General features: G+C 52.5%; 12 protein-coding genes and 1 pseudogene. 10 read left to right on the plus strand and 3 right to left on the minus strand.

What is annotated here, in order from left to right:
- Positions 1-8: 8 nt before the first annotated feature.
- Entirely contained in the window at positions 9-647 is a 639-nt protein-coding gene (locus tag FW415_RS05400) for a lactate utilization protein (protein WP_148383263.1), read from the plus strand.
- A 75-nt stretch (positions 648-722) separates the two neighbouring features.
- Positions 723-1,487 carry a UDP-2,3-diacylglucosamine diphosphatase gene (locus tag FW415_RS05405; protein ID WP_148383264.1) on the plus strand — a complete coding sequence of 255 codons (765 nt, stop codon included), beginning with the start codon at positions 723-725 and terminating at the stop codon, positions 1,485-1,487.
- Here FW415_RS05405 and recO read toward each other — a convergent pair.
- Together recO and FW415_RS05415 are read right to left on the minus strand one after the other, a co-directional pair.
- Positions 1,484-2,218, minus strand: coding sequence for a DNA repair protein RecO (recO, locus tag FW415_RS05410; RefSeq protein WP_148383265.1), 735 nt, complete (start codon positions 2,216-2,218; stop codon positions 1,484-1,486). The two genes, FW415_RS05405 and recO, sit on opposite strands and share 4 nt — an antisense overlap.
- Before the next feature lie 18 nt (positions 2,219-2,236).
- A complete protein-coding gene (locus FW415_RS05415; protein ID WP_168208676.1) occupies positions 2,237-4,414 on the minus strand; it encodes a two-component regulator propeller domain-containing protein in 2,178 nt (725 codons plus the stop codon).
- Positions 4,415-4,512: 98 nt separating this feature from the next.
- Here FW415_RS05415 and FW415_RS05420 point away from each other — a divergent pair, with 98 nt between their 5' ends.
- The 8 genes and pseudogenes from FW415_RS05420 (at position 4,513) to FW415_RS25705 (ending at position 17,631) form a co-directional block, all read left to right on the plus strand.
- Positions 4,513-6,912, plus strand: coding sequence for an RND family transporter (locus FW415_RS05420; protein WP_148383267.1), 2,400 nt, complete (start codon positions 4,513-4,515; stop codon positions 6,910-6,912).
- A 253-nt stretch (positions 6,913-7,165) separates the two neighbouring features.
- A complete protein-coding gene (locus FW415_RS05425) occupies positions 7,166-7,867 on the plus strand; it encodes an IS1595 family transposase (RefSeq protein ID WP_148383268.1) in 702 nt (233 codons plus the stop codon).
- Between the two features lie 496 nt (positions 7,868-8,363).
- The gene (locus FW415_RS05430) at positions 8,364-11,600 is read left to right on the plus strand and encodes a SusC/RagA family TonB-linked outer membrane protein (protein WP_148383269.1); all 3,237 of its coding nucleotides are present in this window, start codon (positions 8,364-8,366) and stop codon (positions 11,598-11,600) included.
- A 21-nt stretch (positions 11,601-11,621) separates the two neighbouring features.
- The gene (locus tag FW415_RS05435; RefSeq protein ID WP_148383270.1) at positions 11,622-13,088 is read left to right on the plus strand and encodes a SusD/RagB family nutrient-binding outer membrane lipoprotein; all 1,467 of its coding nucleotides are present in this window, start codon (positions 11,622-11,624) and stop codon (positions 13,086-13,088) included.
- A 288-nt stretch (positions 13,089-13,376) separates the two neighbouring features.
- Positions 13,377-16,016, plus strand: coding sequence for a SusC/RagA family TonB-linked outer membrane protein (locus tag FW415_RS05440; RefSeq protein WP_148383271.1), 2,640 nt, complete (start codon positions 13,377-13,379; stop codon positions 16,014-16,016).
- Positions 15,985-16,218, plus strand: coding sequence for a hypothetical protein (locus tag FW415_RS24895; protein ID WP_168208677.1), 234 nt, complete (start codon positions 15,985-15,987; stop codon positions 16,216-16,218). The genes FW415_RS05440 and FW415_RS24895 overlap by 32 nt, the downstream gene beginning before the upstream one ends.
- Before the next feature lie 75 nt (positions 16,219-16,293).
- Positions 16,294-16,833 (plus strand): annotated as a pseudogene (locus FW415_RS25700) (RagB/SusD family nutrient uptake outer membrane protein); the annotation flags it as partial.
- Between the two features lie 117 nt (positions 16,834-16,950).
- Complete coding sequence (locus FW415_RS25705; protein ID WP_371417059.1) at positions 16,951-17,631, plus strand: RagB/SusD family nutrient uptake outer membrane protein; 681 nt, start codon at positions 16,951-16,953, stop codon at positions 17,629-17,631.
- 170 nt (positions 17,632-17,801) lie between these two features.
- Here the strand turns inward: FW415_RS25705 and FW415_RS05450 are convergent, their stop codons facing one another.
- The gene (locus FW415_RS05450; RefSeq protein ID WP_210420832.1) at positions 17,802-18,947 is read right to left on the minus strand and encodes a TlpA disulfide reductase family protein; all 1,146 of its coding nucleotides are present in this window, start codon (positions 18,945-18,947) and stop codon (positions 17,802-17,804) included.
- Between the last annotated feature and the right edge of the window lie 142 nt (positions 18,948-19,089).

A 19,089-nucleotide genomic window follows, 5' to 3' on the forward strand; every position in this document is an offset into this window, starting at 1 on the left:
CAGATTTTATGAAAGTATCTCCTGCCAAAGAAAATATCCTGAAAAGGGTCAGGAACGCCCTCAGCCAGCCGGTGCAGCTACCTTTTCCCCATGCGGAAGGCAGTAACCCGGTGTTTCAGACGGCACATGACGGACTTGAGATCAAGTTCGCCGAAGAGTTTACCAAACTGCAGGGCAAATTCATCTTCTGTTCTTCCTGGGACGAACTGTCCGAAAATCTGCAGGCGCTCGTGGAAAACAAGGAATGGACGCATGTGCATTGCAAAACGCCTTCCCTCCTGAAAGTGCTGAAGCCCTACAATCCGGCTTATCTGAATGTAGGGGATGAACATACGCTGGATGCCGCTATCACGGACTGCGAATATCTTGTGGCGCGTACCGGCTCCATCGTGCTGAGCGCCGCACAGCCATCAGGCCGGGCTTTACCGGTGTTCGCTCCCGTACATATCGTCATCGCGCATACCCATCAGCTGGTGTTCGATCTGAAAGACGGGATCGCAAAGATGAAGGAGAAATACCCGGGGCAGCTGCCTTCCATGATCTCCTTCGCCACCGGCCCAAGCCGTACGGCGGACATCGAGAAAACACTGGTAGTTGGCGTGCACGGCCCCAAGGAGGTGTACGTGTTTTTGCTGGATGAAGTGTAAAAATTACTGAACATACGATCCGTAAAATGCAAAAGGAAATCATCACTTTTGCATTTTACATTTATAGCAATACCCATGGAGATCTCATTACCACCGGATAAACGCATTTACTTCGCTTCGGACTTCCATCTCGGCGCACCCGATATGCAGAAAAGCCGTGAACGCGAACGGCTGGTGGTACAGTGGCTGGATGAAGCGGCCAAAGACGCGCAGCATATCTTTCTCGTGGGCGATCTCTTCGATTTCTGGTTCGAATACAAACATGTGATCCCCAAAGGCTACGTCCGCCTCCTCGGCAAACTCTCCGAGCTGCGGGACAAAGGCATCGGAATTTCCGTTTTCATCGGCAATCATGATATGTGGATGAACGGCTATTTTGAAGATGAACTGGATATCCCCGTGTATTACGAGCCGCAGCAATACGTTATCGCCGGAAAGAAATTTTACATCGGGCATGGCGATGGGTTAGGCCCCGGCGACCACGGCTACAAATTCCTGAAAAAAGTATTCCGCAACCCCGTTTGCCGCTGGCTGTTCTCCTGCATCCACCCCGGCTGGGGCATTTCAATGGCCAATTACTGGAGCCGCAAAAGTCGCGCTGCTACCGGATCGCAGCTGGAAGAGTTTTTAGGTGAGCAGGATGAATGGCTGGCGATATACAGTAAAGAGATATTGCAGAAAGAGCATTTCGACTATTTTATCTTCGGTCACCGTCATCTGCCGCTGGACCTGAAAGTGGGGGACAACAGCCGGTACATCAATCTTGGGGACTGGCTGAATTATAATTCCTACGCCGTGTTCGATGGTAATACAACAGCGTTGAAGTACTACGGGCGTTAGCCCAGTATCTCGTGCAGGATGGGCGGAGAATGCAGCTCCGTAAAATCAGGCAGATGCAGCTTGTAGAATTCCAGGTAAGCATACAACATATTCCTCCTTCTTTCTTTATTCAAAGCGATCTTGTCCAGTTCAGCCGGATGCGTGATCTGCTGCAATCTTGCGGTGATCTCGCTGGAGGTTTCATCGAGGTAATTGGAGTGGTGAGGCGGCAGATCGGTAAAGGTGCCTTCCTGCAGATCCAGGTACGGCGTGTATTCCGAATAATGTCCCGCAAAGTGGAAACCCAGATGGGCTGCCAGTTTCAGCGTGAAGTAAAGCGGAAGATTGGCGGCTACGGTATTGGATTCTGTATCCAGCGCCCTGAATACGCTTTCCGCAAAATGATACATGTCGGGATTATGTTCCGGTTGCTTCAGGCATTTCTGCAACAATTCGATAAGATAAAGCGCTACCGTATTTTTTACGATGCTCACATGCATGGACGTGTACACATGACCCAGCTTGAATTCCGAAATGCGCTGGAGGTTCTTCTGCTCATGATGGTACACCACCAGTTCCAGGATATTGCCCGGTTGCAGCAGGTTGCCCCTGGCGGCTTTAGGCTTGGAAGACCGTACGCCGTTCACGATGTAGGATTGAATGCCGAACAGTTCTGTGAAGATGCTCAGGATCACACTGGTATCGCCATACTTTACGCTGCGCAGCACTATGCCGGGTGTTTTGTGGAGCATGTTTGCAAAAATCGGATATCAGTGGATAAATACCAGCTTTGTGACTAACTTTTCCCGGCCGGTGTCGTCTGCCGCGAAAACCAGGTACACGCCGCTCTGGGGCCGGTGGCCGGTGTAATCCCTGCCGTTCCATACCGCCTGCCCGCCGCTGGCACGGGGCTGGTACACAAGTTTCCCCGTTACATCCGTGATCTTCACAATGGCATTGTGCACCAGCCCGCGTATGGCAATGGTGCCTTCATAACCGCGTGGCACCGGGTTCGGGAACACCAGCACGTCGTTGCCCTGCGTGGTGCTGCCCTCCGTGGCCGTCCCGCGCCAGGAAAGCAATCCCGTGGCCGTGGCAAAGAACACTTCGCCGGATACCGGATGCACGATAATACGATGAACGATATTGGAAGATAAAGGGCTGTTGCCGGTATTAAAATGCTGCAGGATATGCTCTCCGTCCGCGCTGATCAGCCATGCCCCGTTCTGTGTGCCCACCCATTTGCGGTCGGCGCCGTCTACCGCTATAGTGTTCACCTGTTCATTTTGAAAAAGGTAACCCGCAAAATTGTCCTGCTTCACCACCGGCAGATAAGCATCGCATTGCTGCAAAGGGCATTGCACAACGGCTACGCCCCGCGCCGTACCGATCCATATCCAGCCGCTCCGGTCCTTTGCCAGGCAACGAACGTCAGCGCTCGGCAGATTGCCCCGCCCCGCGCCGGTCTGGTACAGCTTCCACTGATCGTCCGCCGTCTGCTCCAGGCTGCTGCCGTGATTAAAAACAAATACACCATTGTTGCGGGGAGAAACGATCCATTTCTGGTCCGCATCATCCACCAGTATCTGACTGACGGCATTGGACAAATGAAAAATCGGGATGCGGAAAGACAGCCAGCTATTGTCCGGCTTCTTTACCAGCAGGTTTTCCGGAGAGCCGAAAGCGCTCACCCACAGATTACCCGCCTTATCCGCAGCAAGACCGCTGATCAGGTGAGGCGATGACGGTTTTTCCACCGTGTACCGGCCATTGCCGGAAAGGGATATTACACCGCCTCCGAAAGCGCCGGCATATACCGCCCCGCCTGCTGCCGCTACCGTAATAATATCCTGCAGGGAATCCGGGAAAGTATGGTTTATCCATTCCTCCTGTGCAAACTGATACAGTCCGTTCCCGTTTCCGGTGGCCTGCCAGTTGGCACTGACGCTCCCCGCCGCCGCCCAGAGCGATTCCCCGATGATGGTCATCTCTCCCGTAACGATGCCGCGCGGCCCATTTGGCGTGTAGTTGCGGTAAGTGCCGTCATATTCCACCAGTCCGTTCTCCATATCCGCGAACCAGATATTCGTGCCCGTGATCAGGGCATCCGCAGGATGGGGGATGGCTGCGTCCCGGAAGGTATTCGTTTCCGGATGCAGCTCCAGCACACGGTCCTCCTGAATAGCAAAAAGCACATTGCCGGAAGCCCTGAGCCGCTGAATGGGCTGTCCATTCCCGAACCAGGGCTGCCACTGATCGTTCTGCAGGATGTACACGGAATCTCCCTGCAGGCAGAACAGCTGTCCGCCGCTTTGCGCCACAGCGGTTACCGGTCCTGCGCCGAGGCCGGCGGAAACGTCCGCCCAGTTTGCCGGGTCCGCCAGGTTGCTGCCTTGCAGCAGGCCACGCCGGATGCCGTCCGTTGCAGCGGCATAGAGGTATGGCCCGTCCACCGCCGTAGCGTGAACATCTCCCGCCGTATAAGTGTCTGTGATCTCGTGTTTTTCCAGGTTCAGGGTTATGATGCCAATGCCGGTAGAGAGGTAGGCATGAAAGCCATGGAAGGCAATATGCCGTATGCGTTTATCGCCCGGCACCGGGCGGAGCCAGATATCCGGGATGTTGATAATGTTCCCGTCCTGCAGCACATCCAGGTTACTGTTGTCATAAGCGATCACCAGCGAACGGGTACTTTCATGGAAGCCAATGGCCGAAATGCCTGCGTCATGAAGACCGTTCACCTTGCTGTAGCGCGTCAGCGTTTGATCATCCGGCGAAATGGAAAAAAGGCTGAAGGGCGTGGCACAGTACACCTGTCCATCCCCGGCCGCCAGCGCAGTGGCTTGCCGGTAGGGGAAATGCCCCCGCCAATGCCCTATCGGAACGGACTGTGACCAGCCGCAAAAGGCCCAGCTGAAAATGCATACCAGAAAAGCACGACGGAACATGATCCAAAAATAACCGCTTTGCATAAATTATTTTGAATATTCATAATTTATAATTCCTTTATTACCTTTATGGCCTTTACCAAACCAAAGCAATATTTATGTGGCAGCGCCTGGCAGGTTTTGTTCTGAAATCCCGATTATGGCTACTGGCTTTGTTATTGATAGGCACCGGATTCATGGCCTACCATGCGAGCAAGGTTGAATTATCTTACGACTTTACCGGGGCGATCCCCCGCGATAACCAGAAGTTCCTGGAGTATCAGCAGTTCAAAAAAACATTCGGGGAAGACGGGAATATGATGGTGATCGGCATCGAAACCGACAGTCTCTTCCAGCTTGATTTCTTCAAAGACTACGTAAAACTGAATGACGATATCCGCAAGATCCCTGCGGTGGAAAATACGCTGAGCGTCCCCGTGGCGGTGAATCTCATAAAAAATGACAGTACCCGCAAACTTGCGGCGATGGAGCTTTTCCGGCCCGTTCCGCAGGACCAGCAGGCGCTGGACAGCCTCGCAGCTGTCTTCTATTCCCTGCCCTTCTACAAAGGCCTGCTTTACAGTGAAAAAGGCAATGCCTTTCTCCTCGCTGTGCAGATCAACAAGGAGGCCCTCAATTCCGCCCGGCGGATAGAAGTGGTACAGGCGATATCCGGTGTTGCACTGGCCTTCGGGGAACAGCATAACATGGATGTAAAACTCAGCGGGCTGCCCATGATCCGCACCATCATGGCCACCAAAGTAGCGGACGAGCTGAAGATGTTCCTGAAGATATCCTTTGTGCTCACCGGGCTGATCCTGCTGCTGTTCTTCCGTTCCTTCAGCGCCGTAGTCATGAGCATGATTGTGGTGGCGATAGGCGTGATCTGGTCCGTAGCCACTATTGTGCTGTGCGGGTACAAGATCACTTTGCTGACCGGGTTGATTCCTCCACTGATCGTGGTGATCGGGATTCCCAACTGTGTATATTTCCTGAATAAATATCATTCGGAATACGCCCTGCACGGCAAAAAAACGGAAGCGCTGGTGCGCATGGTGCAGCGAATGGGTATTGTGACCCTTTTTACAAATCTTACCGCAGCCATTGGCTTCGGCGTGTTCTATTTTACGAATAGCGCCATCCTGAAAGAATTTGGTGTGGTAGCCGGGGTGAACATCATGCTCATCTTCCTGATCTCCTTCATCTTTCTGCCTTCGGTGCTCAGCTATCTGCCGCCGCCGAAGACGAAGCATACCAGTTACCTGGAGAACGGGATGTTCCTGGCCGTGCTGGACTTTCTCAACCGGCTGGTCTTCCGGTACCGGCCTATGGTGTACCTTTTTACAGTAGTGATGGTTGTTGCCGCTATCATCGGCATGATGCGGCTGCGGCCGGTAGGGTTCATTGTAGATGATATCCCCAAGTCCGACAAGCTGTACACCGATCTGAAATTCTTTGAGCGTAATTTCAAAGGTGTAATGCCGCTGGAAATTGAAGTGGATACCAAACGGAAGAACGGCGTTGTCAACCTGTCCACCCTCGAAAAGCTGGACCAGCTTAGCAAGATCATTGCGGAGCAACCGGCTTTTGCGCGGCCCCTGTCCGTTGCCGAAGGCATCAAGTTCGCCAAGCAGGCTTATTATGGCGGAGACAGTCTAAACTATGCTGTTCCCAACCAGTTCGATATCGGCTTCCTGGCGCCCTACCTCCGGATGAAAGCCACCGGCGAAAGTTCATCGACCTTCACCAGGCTGGTATCCTCTTTTATGGACAGCAGCCGGCAGATCGCGCGGGTGAGTGTGAATATGGCTGATGTAGGCTCTGTGGAACTGCCGCGCCTTATCGATTCGTTGCGTCCGCATGTGAACGAGATATTCGATACCGCAAAATACAAGGTCACCTTCACCGGTACCAGCATCATCTTCCTGGAAGGGAGCCGGTTTATCATTAACGGGCTGGCGGAGAGCATCGTGCTGGCCTTCGTGCTGATCGTGTTCTGTATGCTGTACCTGTTCCGTTCCTGGCGGATGCTGGTGATCTCGCTTATACCCAATATCATTCCGCTGCTGGTAACAGCCGGGGTCATGGGCTGGCTGGATATAGCTATCAAACCATCCACGGTGCTGGTATTCAGTATCGCCCTCGGTATAGCCATCGACGTTACCATCCGTTTTCTCGTGAATTTCAAGCAGGAGCTCCCGCTGAACAACTACGACATCTCCGCTACCGTGCGGCAGACCATCAATGAGACCGGGTTGAGCATTATCTATACTTCCCTGATCCTCTTTTCGGGTTTCATGATCTTCGCGTTCTCCGAATTTCAGGGTACGAAGGCGCTGGGATGGCTGACCTCGCTTACCCTGATCATGGCCATGGTCACCAATCTTACCATCCTTCCGGCTATGTTGCTGTGGATGGAAAAAGCCCTGCAGAAAAAGGCCAGAAAGAGGGAGCCGACACCTGTGGATGAGGAGGAAGACCTGGCGTTGAAAGACATCGGATTGGAAGAAGAAGGCTGAAATGCTGTTTTTCATTCATCCTGAAATTTTGCCGCTCACACAAATTAATATTATCCGGGCATGATAATTATTTTTCATGCCTCAGTTTCAAAACCTTAGTCCGTGGCCGAAAGCCACGGATTTTTTCATTTCGGCCCCGTATTTTAATCTAGTAGGGTGCGTTCATCACAGGCATATCACCGTTTGTAATAAACAATTATATATACCAGAGAAAAAGTAAGAGGTTTAGCATGCCATTCTAACCTCTTAGTCCATGAAAAATAAGTTCCTAAAAGGCGCTCATTTGTCCGAGCGCAAGTTTAAGGAGATACTTAAGTTATTCTCCGAGGATTTAACAGCCACGCAGATCGCAAACATCAGCGGGGTAAGCAGGGTAACCATCAACAGTTACCTGAAAAAGATCCGGTTGCAGATCGTAAAATATTGCGAGTCCCTGCAGCCGGAAGCCTCCACCAACAGCGTTTCCTGGATTCAAAGGACGCATTCCCACGCTAACGGGCATGATACGGCTGTAGCTGTTAAAGCAGACGTAGACCGTATCATCAAGCCGGTAATTTTCGGTATTTACAAGCTGGATGACAAGGTGTTCACCGAGATCCTGCCGGATGTCAGCCGTTCTATGATACAGGCGATATCGCGCGGAAGGGCCGTACTGGAAACAGTAGGCAGCGCCGAGCGTATCCGCCGGTTCAACGGTGTGGTGGACCTGGGCCAGTACCGGCTGTATCATCTGGGTAACAACCATCAGGACCCTGAAGCCGGCAAATCCACGCTGGATGATGTAGACGGGTTCTGGGGGCTGACCAAGCACCGCCTTGCGAAATTCAAGGGGTTGAACCGGAATACCGCTTACCTGCATCTGAAAGAATGCGAGTTCCGTTACAATTACCGGCATGAAGACCTGTACAACGTTCTGTTGAATCTCTTGAAAACATTCCCCTTGAACTTGTCTTGACCGTATAACGCCGGTGTAAGGAGCAACATGAAAACGATGTTGCCATGGTAGATTTAAGCACCAAAATCTGCCGCTTATGAAAAGGAAAATACGGACGCAACCGGTATGGATGTTAACATTCATATCAGCAGACAAAGGTGCCGCAGCAGCACCGTTGGCTGAAAACCCTTTACTGGAAAGGGTTACACAGAATAGAAGAAATCTGCACGGATCAGGTATCTGTGTTCAAAATATTATAAAGAGTCTCGATTTAGATTTTGGTTGATGATAAGCGGGTGATAATCTTGTCGCCTGCTTTTTCTTTTTGTACTCCGAAAGCCCCTGTGGCCTTGCATTGCAGGCACCCCCAACGTTATTTTTAACTTATCTTGATTACCTCATCTTAAAACCAAAACTCATGTCACCTCCTAAAAATTATTGTGGGGTTTGCGTTAAGGAATCCCTAAGAACCTTATCTTTGACTGTTAAATTTTCGTTAAACAACTAAATTATGCTTATGAGGAAAGGTCTAACAGCCCTGTTCCTGCTTCTGGTATGCCTCTCAGGACAGGTAATAGCGCAAAGTCGTACCGTCAAGGGAACGGTCACGTCTTCTGAAGACGGTTCACCCATACCTGGTGCAACCATTCTTGCTAAAGGAACAAATGTCGGAACAGTAACAAATGCAGAGGGCGCGTACACGCTGAATGTGCCTGAAGGCGTTACAACACTGGTTGTCAAATTCATCGGTATGCGTGATCAGGAAGCGCGGATCACCGGCACTACCGTGAATGTTGTGCTCAGCACAGACGTTACGAACCTGACGGAAACGGTGGTGACCGCGCAGGCGATCCGCAGGGATAAACGCTCCCTGGGCTTTGCAGCTCCCACTGTGAAGAATGATGAACTGACCAGAGGCCAGAGCGTAAGCGCCCTGAATGGACTTACCGGTAAAGTAGCCGGTCTGAACATTTCCGGTACAGCTTCCGCACCCGGTAGTTCTACCCGTATTGTACTGCGCGGTGGTTCTTCCATCTCGGGTAACAACCAGGCGCTGCTGGTGATAGATGGTGTGCCTATCGACAACAGCGGCCTGATGGGCGGTGGCGACAGCCGTTCTTCCGTTGACTTCGGCAACAGGGGGAACGACATCTCCCCTGATGACATCGAATCCATCAACATCCTGAAAGGTCCTGCTGCAGCAGCCCTTTATGGTTCCCGCGCATCCAACGGCGCTTTGATCATTACTACGAAGACTGGTAAAAAAGGTCAGCAGAAAATGAATGTGACCTTCAACACGGCCAACACATTTTCCAATGTGCTGAAAATTCCCGAGTACCAAAACGAATTTGGCCAGGGTTATGATGACCCAAGCTATCCTAATGGTTATCACACCGACCCCAAAGAAAACTGGAGCTGGGGCGCACCTTTCACCGGCGAAATGCAGGAATGGGGTCAGGAAATCAACGGCGTAAGACAACAAAAGCCTTACAGCGCCCTGCCGGATAATGTGAAGGACTTCTTTGACCTGGGGATGGCTACGAATAACAACCTGGCATTCTCCGGCGCAGGGGACAAGACCACCTACTTCCTGTCGCTGAACGCCCTGAACTCAGACGGTGTAATGCCCGGTCACTCCGATACCTACAACCGGTATAATGTGCGTTTCAATGGTTCAGCGGACCTGGCGCACAACATCACCTCTTCCCTGAACATCAACTATTCCAAGATCAAGTCCAACATGGTACAGGGTGGTCAGGGGGATGGTTCTGTATGGAACTCCGTGATCCAGACGCCGAGGGATATTCCACTCACCAGCCTGAAAGATCTGAACAACCCGTACAACAGCTTCGGTAGTATCTTCGACGTAGCAGGCAACCCGCTTTATGGTTATTACGGCGCTTATACCGTAAATCCATACTGGCAGCTCGCCAATTACCGCAACGAAAATATGGTGGACCGTGTGACCGGTAACTTCCAGCTCGTTTGGAAGCCGCTCTCCTGGCTGAACATTACCGAAAGACTTGGCGCAGACGTGTATGCTGACCGCCGTAAATACAAATATCCGAAGTTCAGCTTCGCGCCGGCAGATAATACTTCCGGCGAATATGACGCGGCTGCCAACACGCAGACCGCACCCGGCAAATACCAGGAAGAGACCTTCAATCTGAGCGAGATCGTGCATGACCTGATGGTGACCGCCGAGCACACTTTCAGCAGCGACTTCAAAGGAAGCCTGATGGTGGGCAACAACGTTCGGCAGCGTCAGTTCGATGTTTCTGATGTACAGACCAACGAATCAGGCGGCCTGGTAGTACCCGGATGGTACAACTTCGGCAACAGTAACGGTCCCATCGACGCGGTGAACACTTACTCCAACCGCCGCCTGGTTGGATTGTATGCAGACCTGAACCTGAACTACAGGGAAATGTTGTTCCTGGGTGCTACAGCCCGTAACGACTGGTCGTCCACCCTGCCGAAAAACAACCGTTCCTTTTTCTACCCCAGTGTGAACCTTTCATTCGTGTTCACTGAATTGCTGAAGGATTCCAGAACTACCAACTGGCTGGACTACGGTAAGATCCGCGGCAGCTGGGCCCAGGTAGGTAACGACGCTGATCCTTACCAGCTCACCACTTACTTCGACCGTACCAATGTGAACTCTACAGGTTTTGGCTCCACCCGCTTTCCGCTGAACGGCGTTCCGGGCCTGACTCAATCCAACGTCATCGGCAATCCCGAACTGAGGCCCGAGATCACCACCGCCTTTGAAGTAGGTACTGAGCTGAGCTTCTTCAGGAACAGGCTGAGTGTAGATTTCTCTTACTACCAGAATAAATCCAAAGACCAGATACTGAGCATTCCCGTTACTGCCGCAACAGGTTATACCTTTAAAGTGGTGAACGCCGGTTCTATCCAGAACAGAGGTGTGGAACTGGCGCTGCGCGGTACGCCCATTCAGACATCTTACGGTCTGAGCGTGGAGCTGTACGGTACATTTGCAAAGAACAACAGCGAAGTGCTCTCGCTCCTGCCCGGTGTGAACCAGGTAGTGCTCGGCGGTTTCGGCGGTATGGCTATCGTTGCAGCGGTGGGTAAACCTTACGGCACCTTCTACTCACAGGAAGTACAGCGCACACCGGAGGGCAAAGTGATCGTAGGCACCAACGGTATGCCGCTGCTCACCACTACTTCCGTATATCTTGGCACTTACAACCCTGACTACCAGGCTTCGCTCGGCACCAACATCAAGTTCAAGAACTGGAGTTTCTCCGCACTGTTCGACACTAAACAGGGAGGCATGTTCTTTTCCCGCACCAAAGACATGATGGACTTCGTAGGTGTGTCTAAAGAAAGCGCCGCCAACGGCCGTGTTCCGCACCCGTTCCCGAATTCAGTGAGAGTTGATCCGAGCGATCCCACCAAATATATCGAGAACGATACGCCTTATGACATGGTCGGCTGGTGGACACAGGTGATCCCTTCCGGTGCACATGTGCTCGATGCTTCCTTCGTGAAACTCAGGGAAACGAGCCTGACCTACCGCCTGCCCAAGTCACTCCTCAACAGGGGGCCTTTTGGCGACGTAACGGTAGGCCTGTTCGGCAACAACCTGTTTATGTGGACGCCGAAAGAAAACGAATACGTGGATCCGGAAGTTAACTCCGGCGGTTCCTCCAATGAACAAGGTCTTGACTTCTCCGCACAACCTTCCTTGCGGAACTTTGGTTTCAATGTAAAAGTCACTTTTTAATAGTTAACTAATAATCTGACAATGAGAAAACTGAATATAAAACTGATGACGTTAGCGTTTGCGATGGTGGCTTTTGCTTCAGGGTGTAAAAAATTCCTGGACATCAACGAAAGCCCGAACCAGCCGACAGACGCAGATGTCAAGCTGCTCCTGCCTTCTGCGCAGGCCGCAACGGCCCACGTTCAGGCCAATCAATTTGGCATCAACTCCGGCCTCTGGGCGCAATACTGGACGCAAAATCCGTACTCTTCCCAATACAGGACCAACGAGCGCCACCTCAACCAGCCCTCTACGGCTAACACGCCCTGGTCACTGCTCTACGCAGGGGCATTGCAGGATTATAAAAATGTATTGGAAAAAGCGGGCAACTATACGCAACACGCCGCGATCGCATACATCATGAAGGCATATACCTTCCAGCTGATCACCGATGCCTGGGGCGACGTTCCTTTGACAGAAGCGCTCAACGAAGGCGGCAGCCTGAGTATCGCTTATACTGCTCAGAAGCAGGTGTACGACAGCATCTTTGCGTGGATCGATAAAGGCACCGCCCTCATCGACCCGGCCAGCCAATACGTGGTAGCAGACGAAGATCTCGTGTTCCAGGGCGACATGGATAAATGGACGGCCTTTGCGAATACACTGAAACTGCGCGCATATCTCCGCCTGGTAAGAGTGGATTCTGTTTTTGCCGTAAACGGTGTTAAGACCCTGACGGGCAAACCATTTCTGACCGAATCGGCACAGATCCAGTATTCCACCACCGGCGGCAACGAAAATCCGATGTTTGCAGAGATCCTCGGTCTTGGCAGAACGCAGAACCTCGTAGCCAGCACTACTTCTGTGCAGGTGCTTACCGATAATGACGATCCGCGTCTGACGAACCTGTACACCACTGTAACGAGTGCCACCACAGGGGCGGATACCGTAACCGGCATTACACAGGGCTTCTACAACCAGTCCCCTACTTATGAGTTTTCCTACCCGAACATCGCAACAGGTGGTCTCGGTAGCGATAACAGGTCCGCCCTCGCACCCGTAGTGTTCATTTCCGAAGCAGAAAGTCATTTCCTGCAGGCTGAAGCGCAGGCCCGCGGCCTGATCGCCGGCAATGAGGAGGCTTCCTACGAAGCAGGCATCACTGCCAGCTTTGATGCAAATAACGTTGGCTCCGATGCCGCCGGTTATATTGCTAACGCGCCAATAGCCGAATACCCGGCGGTGGATGCCAATCTGGACCTGCTGCAACGTAAACTGAAGGCCATCATCACCCAGAAATGGCTGGCAATGAACGGCTGGCAGACCTTCGAAGCATGGACGGAATGGCGCCGCACCGGCTTCCCGGACTTCCTGGTAAGATCCAGAACAAGCGCACTGGCCGCCGGTCAGTTCCCGGTTCGCTGGCCTTATCCCGAAACAGAAGCCAATACCAATGGCAGCTTCCCGGGGCACCAAACACTTGTAACACCCGTATGGTGGGATAAATAAGTAAAGCGAATATTCAATATTCCTTGGGGGGACTAAAAAGTAAACTTCGTACTTTTTAGTCCCCTCGTTTTTTCCGGAACCTGGCGCAAACCGGGCTACGCAGTTATTAAAAAAGACGGGGATTTTTAGCTGCCGCCCGTTTATAGCCGATAACATTGTGGGTCCCGGTGATTGATTTTCAGGGACCTCTTCATGTTAATTTTTCATATAACATGTTTGTGTACTAGTATTAGCGCCTGAAAGCCAGTATCTTGTGCATTTATCTTCGAGGGGAATAAACACGATGTTATGAAACAAACGCTACCCTTATGGCTTTTACTGACCATGGGCTTTACCAGCGTTGCGCAAGAGCCGGCAAAAACAGATACCACCATCCGCAAACTGTTGGATGAAGTGGTGATCACCGGCTACAACACTGCCACGCGCAAGCAATACACCGGCGCTGTATCCACTGTTGGCGCGGAGCACATCAATGATGTGCCGATGGCTTCATTCGACCAGATGCTGCAGGGCCGCGTACCGGGCCTGTATGTTGCTTCGGGCAGCGGGCAACCGGGCGCTCCCGCCAGGATACTCATCCGCGGGCAAGCCACCAAAGGCGGCCTTGTATCTCCCTTATATGTAGTGGACGGCATTGCCGTGGAAAGCGGTGTCTTCATGACCATGAACCCCGCGGATTTTGCCACTGTCAGCGTATTGAAAGATGCGAATGCAACGGCGTTATACGGCTCCCGTGGCGCCAACGGCGTGATCCTGATCACCACCAAAAGAGGCAAGGCCGGAGATATCAGGCTTTCTTTCAACACCCAGCATGGTATATCCATGCCTACCCGCGCCCGCTTTAACATGATGAATGCACAGGAGCGGCTGCAATTCGAAGAAGAAATAGGCCTCGAAACCGGCCGCAATATCGGCGCGGGCTGGCGCTTCTCAGCGCTTAATCCGGCTAACGCAGCCCTTCCTGACGATGAAAAGGCACGATATGCGGGCATACTGGACAGCCTGCGGAATATCAATACGCAATGGGATGAAGTTTTCCTCCGGCATTCGGCTCCCTTTCACGAATATGAGCTCAACGCATCCGGCGGATCGGACGCCATCCGCTTTTATTCTTCCGCCAACTACTATCAGCAGGAAGGCATTGCATTGCGTTCGGGCATTGAACGTTACAGCTTCCGCACCAATCTGGATGTAAAAGCGGAACGCTTTACCGCTGCCATCAATATGGCGGTCGGTTATTCAAAGAACGACCTGATCGAGAACGAAAATTTTTCTTCCGCCACCAATACTTTTGCCGCGGTATATTATGCCTTGCCTTATGAACAGCCTTATGTGAACGGCCAATTGGTGCATTCAGGGAATAAAGCCCGTTTTGGTGGAACATACGATACCCGCGAAGGGTCTGATGCGCTGGAAAGAGTGCAAAACACCACTTACCAGGTGAACCAGCTCAAGGGTGCGCTGACCACCAATCTGCGGTATAATTTCACCGACTTCCTGTATGCCTCTGCCAATCTCGGTCTGGATTACCGGGACAATGCGGAAACCCGCACCATCCGCCCCGGCTCTTACAGCGGAGGCTTGCCTGCAGTGCCGGGGAGGCAGGGTTCCCATCGCGAGGAATCTGCCCGCTATTACCAGTTCACCGCCACCAGCGGCCTGACCTTCAACCGGACCTTCCGCCAGGTGCATGACCTTACCGTGGCCGGTTTTTATGAGTTCAACCGGATGAAATCTTCCGTGTACAACTTCACCGGTTATGGGATCACACCCGGGCTGGCCGGCACCGTTTCAGGCATTACGCAAGGCTCTGCCCTGAACGGTTTCATCCCCACTGTGGGCGGCGGCAAAACAGGTTCCGCACTGGCTTCCCTTGTGGGCCTGGCCCGTTATGTGTATGATGATAAATATACCCTCAACCTTACTTTCCGCCGGGACGGCTCTTCCACGGTTCCCAAAAAGAACCGCTGGCATAACTTTTACTCCATCGGCGCGGGATACGATATCAAAAAGGAAGCTTTCCTGCAACCGCTGAACTGGCTGAATACATTGCGCCTGCGCAGCAGCTACGGCACTTCGGCCTCTCCTTTTGCGGGTAACTTTGCCTACACCTCCGGCTACGGCGGCACCCGGTATGACGGTATGCCGGCTATCGCTCCGATATCTGTTGGCAATGAAGACTACGACTGGGAATATACAAAGATGCTGAACATCGGCATCGATATCCTGTTGCTGCATGACCGCATCCGTTTGATCGCAGACTGGTACAACCGGCGTACCGAGGGCGTTTTCGTGGATGAACAGCTTTCGCAGACCAGCGGGTTTTCCTCCCGTACCATTAATGCCGGCGTGATCCGTAACCGTGGCATTGAACTGGACTTGAGCGGGGACATCATCAGGAATCAAACGTTCACCCTCTCTGCCGGCTTTAACTTCGCCTACAACAAAAACCGTGTGCTGAGCCTCGGCAAAGCCAATGAATTCACGCAAGGCGCCAGTATTGTTCGTGTAGGGCTTCCCGTTAATTCCCACTATGTACAGAAATGGGGCGGGGTAGATCCTCAAACGGGCAAGACGATGTATTATGACAAGGAAGGCAATCTGACCAACGTGTACAGTCCGGCTACGATGAGCGTTGCCGGGTTCGGCACCTGGGACCCTCCCTACACCGGTGGTTTCTTCACCCGTGCGTCCTGGAAGGGCTTCACGGCTGATGTGCTCTTCAGCTTCGCACAGGATTTCTACCGGTACAATTCGGAAGAATATTACATCCTCAACAGCAACCAGTTCGTGACCAGCAACCAGTCACGCAAGTGGCTGAACCGCTGGCGGAAACCGGGCGATATTACGGATCAGCCGGGCATTTACGGAAACGCGCACCTTCACTTCCCGCGATGTGCAGGATGCTTCGTATGTCCGTCTCCGTAATGTGCAGCTGAGTTATACGGTCCCTTCGCGGATACTGGAGCATACCAGGATATTTCGCAACGCAATGATATATGTACAGGGCCAGAACCTTCTTACATTCACGAGCTGGAGCGGCTTTGATCCGGAAGACAACAACGGTACGGCATTCTTTGAATACCCTGCCGCCAGGACCATCACCGCCGGCGTCCGCGTACAATTCTAATCATTCAAATTGAAGCACATGCAATCCCTACGTTTATATAGTGTCCTTTTCATCAGTGCCCTGGCAACTTCCTGCATGGCAGACCTGGATGTGAAGCCAACAGAGAATATTGACCAGTCGGTCGCGTTCAGCTCGGTGGATGATCTCAATGCCGGGGTATTGGGGGTATATGCCGCCATCTCTACCCATTCCATCAGCGTCAGTTCCCTGCTTTCTGACGAGAACATGTGGCCGCTGGAGAATAACACCGGCCGGGGAATATTGGCCTTCAGCTGGAAGCAGGACGGGCTTACTTCCGATGTTATCGCAGCCTGGGCCAACTTTTACCAGGTGCTGGACCGCGCCAACCGGATTCTCGCCGTGATCGACGGCGTGTATGCCACTTCGCTGGAAGAACCTGCGAAGCGGCAGATGAAAGGAGAGCTGCTGGCCCTCCGCGCCTTCTGCCACCTGGAATTGCTCCGGCATTATGCGGTGGACTATGCGCCGGCATCCCCGGGCATTCCGCTGATGCTCAGATCGGAGATCGGGAAACCGGGCCGGGATACCGTGAGGAAAGTGTATGAACAGATCAATACTGATCTCGCCACCGCAAAAACGCTCATCCCCGCAACATTCACCAACAGAAACCGTATCACCGGCCTTGCCGTCAGCGCTATTCAGGCCAGGGCTGCTCTGTGGCAGGAGGATTGGGATGCTGCCATTGCCGCCAGCACGGAGGTGATCGAAGCCATGCCGCTGGCAGACAGAGCGGAATTCCCGGAGATCTGGCTGGACCGGTCCAATGCCGAAGTGGTGTGGAAACTGAAGCGGGAAGCACAGGATGCCAAGTTCGGTGACTTCTATCGTGATGGTTCCAACAGGGTGCTGTTTGCGCCATCATTCAAACTGATCGCTGCGTTTGATGCGGTAAACGATGTACGGTTCAATGCGTATGTGAAAGATCTGGCGGCGGGTGAACCGGTACGGCGGTGGACAGTTAACAAATACACCGGCGGCCAGGCAGCCCTTGTCAACCTGGCGGATATCAAGCTTTTCCGTGTGGCGGAAATGTACCTGATCCGTGCGGAAGCCTATGCAGCAAAAGGCGTAACCGGCCTGGTGCCGGGAACAAAAGACCTGAACGATCTCTGCGCGGAGCGCATCGATGGTTACCTGCCGCAGACCTTTGCAACATCTGCGGCCCTTGTGGATGCCGTATTGCTGGAACGTTACCGGGAACTGGCGTTTGAAGGGCACCGGTATTTTGATCTCCGCCGTAAAGGCCGCAATGTGGAAAGATGGCCGGAGGATGTAATTCAGGCGCCCACGGCACTGACACTCACGCCGGATGACAGGGGATATTACATTCCTATCCCGGTACGGGAGAGACAGGCGAACGAGAACATTTCCGAACATCCGAAATATGAATAGCCGGAATGGAGCCATATAAACAGAACAAGCCTTCCCGGATACGGACGGGAGCGTTACGGTTTTAAGCCGGGCCTTGAAGCGATGAACGGAACAGGCTTACCGGATATCCAAACAAAAAGCGGGTGTATCATCGTTCGATACACCCGCTTTGTTTATAATTTCGGCTTGTTTTACTGCAGTACTTCGCTGAGCTTTTCTTCCAGCCCGCGGCCCCGCAGATTCGCGGCAACGATCTTGCCCTGAGGGTCTACCAGAATGTTCGTAGGAATGCCGGATATGCCGTACAGCGGCACCACGGCAGATTCCCAGAATTTCAGGTCGCTCACATGGCTCCAGTTCAAACCGTCATCGGCAATGGCTTTCAGCCAGGCATCCTTCGTTTTGTCCAGCGATACACCCAGTATCGTGAAGTTTTTATCCTTGTATTTGAGATATGCTTTTACCACGTTCGGGTTTTCCTGGCGGCAGGGCCCGCACCAGCTGGCCCAGAAGTCTACCAGCACATATTTGCCTTTGAAAGAGCTGAGGCTGATCTGTTTACCGTTGGGATCGGGTAGCGTAAAGTCCGGCGCCTGCTGGTCGATCATGGATTCGGGACCGCTGGCGGCTCCTTGTGTGGCTTCCTTCTCCACATCGGCTATATAAGCGGCCATGTCTTTCGCCATGGTATTTTCAGGAAAGCGTTTGATAATGCTTTCGAATTGTGCTTTATGGTCCAGCAGGTCCTTTGCGTCGTCAAAGCGTACCAGCTGCATGGCAAATACGGCGGAAACAGGATGTTTGGTCTTTTGCGCAGCGTCCAGGAAATGCTGGCGGATGTTCTTTGATTCCTGCTCGAACGCTGTCCGGCGTGCTTCCAGCAGGCTGTCCGGGGCCTCTGCCATGCGCAGGCTATCAAGTTCCTGAATATCCCTGCTCATGATCTGGGCCTTTTCACTGTAGGTGTTCAGCAGTTGCTGTATCTCCGAAGTGGCTTCGGAACCTTTTATCCTGATATCTTCCAGTTCGTTATAGTCTCCATTGATGCTCATGTCCCCGGCGTCGAGGGCAAGCAGGATGTATTTGCCATTCTCGAAACGGATACGGTAAAGGCCCTGTTCGGTCACCATCCCGTCCAGATCAAATTTCCCGCTGGCATCCTTCACTGCCGTAGTGTCTACAATCTTCGGCGCCTGGCCGGTCAGTTCTTCGAGATATACTTTTTCCAGCGGAGCATTGGCCAGTTGTACATCGATTTTGAAAGCACCCTTCTCCGGGTGAGAATTACAGCCCGCAAAAAAAGCAACGGCCGCAAAGCATATGGCTAATTTTTTCATCCTTTTTTCCTGTTTTCTATGATGTCTTCAAAATTAGGGTTAAAAATCGGACCCTTTTCAGCAGAATTGTTAAATTATGTAACCGGTCCGCCAATGTTACAACGGTCTGGTGAACTTATGGCAACAGACAGCATTTACTCCG

This window comes from Chitinophaga sp. XS-30, assembly GCF_008086345.1.
Classification (GTDB): domain Bacteria; phylum Bacteroidota; class Bacteroidia; order Chitinophagales; family Chitinophagaceae; genus Chitinophaga.

Excerpts from the sequence above, each read along its gene's own strand:
- FW415_RS05400 (WP_148383263.1), top strand. The coding sequence starts at position 9 with ATGAAAGTATCTCCTGCCAAAGAAAATATCCTGAAAAGGGTCAGGAAC.
- FW415_RS05405 (WP_148383264.1), top strand. The coding sequence starts at position 723 with ATGGAGATCTCATTACCACCGGATAAACGCATTTACTTCGCTTCGGAC.
- recO (WP_148383265.1), bottom strand. The coding sequence starts at position 2,218 with ATGCTCCACAAAACACCCGGCATAGTGCTGCGCAGCGTAAAGTATGGC.
- FW415_RS05415 (WP_168208676.1), bottom strand. The coding sequence starts at position 4,414 with ATGTTCCGTCGTGCTTTTCTGGTATGCATTTTCAGCTGGGCCTTTTGC.
- FW415_RS05420 (WP_148383267.1), top strand. The coding sequence starts at position 4,513 with ATGTGGCAGCGCCTGGCAGGTTTTGTTCTGAAATCCCGATTATGGCTA.
- FW415_RS05425 (WP_148383268.1), top strand. The coding sequence starts at position 7,166 with ATGAAAAATAAGTTCCTAAAAGGCGCTCATTTGTCCGAGCGCAAGTTT.
- FW415_RS05430 (WP_148383269.1), top strand. The coding sequence starts at position 8,364 with ATGAGGAAAGGTCTAACAGCCCTGTTCCTGCTTCTGGTATGCCTCTCA.
- FW415_RS05435 (WP_148383270.1), top strand. The coding sequence starts at position 11,622 with ATGAGAAAACTGAATATAAAACTGATGACGTTAGCGTTTGCGATGGTG.
- FW415_RS05440 (WP_148383271.1), top strand. The coding sequence starts at position 13,377 with ATGAAACAAACGCTACCCTTATGGCTTTTACTGACCATGGGCTTTACC.
- FW415_RS25705 (WP_371417059.1), top strand. The coding sequence starts at position 16,951 with ATGCCGCTGGCAGACAGAGCGGAATTCCCGGAGATCTGGCTGGACCGG.
- FW415_RS05450 (WP_210420832.1), bottom strand. The coding sequence starts at position 18,947 with ATGAAAAAATTAGCCATATGCTTTGCGGCCGTTGCTTTTTTTGCGGGC.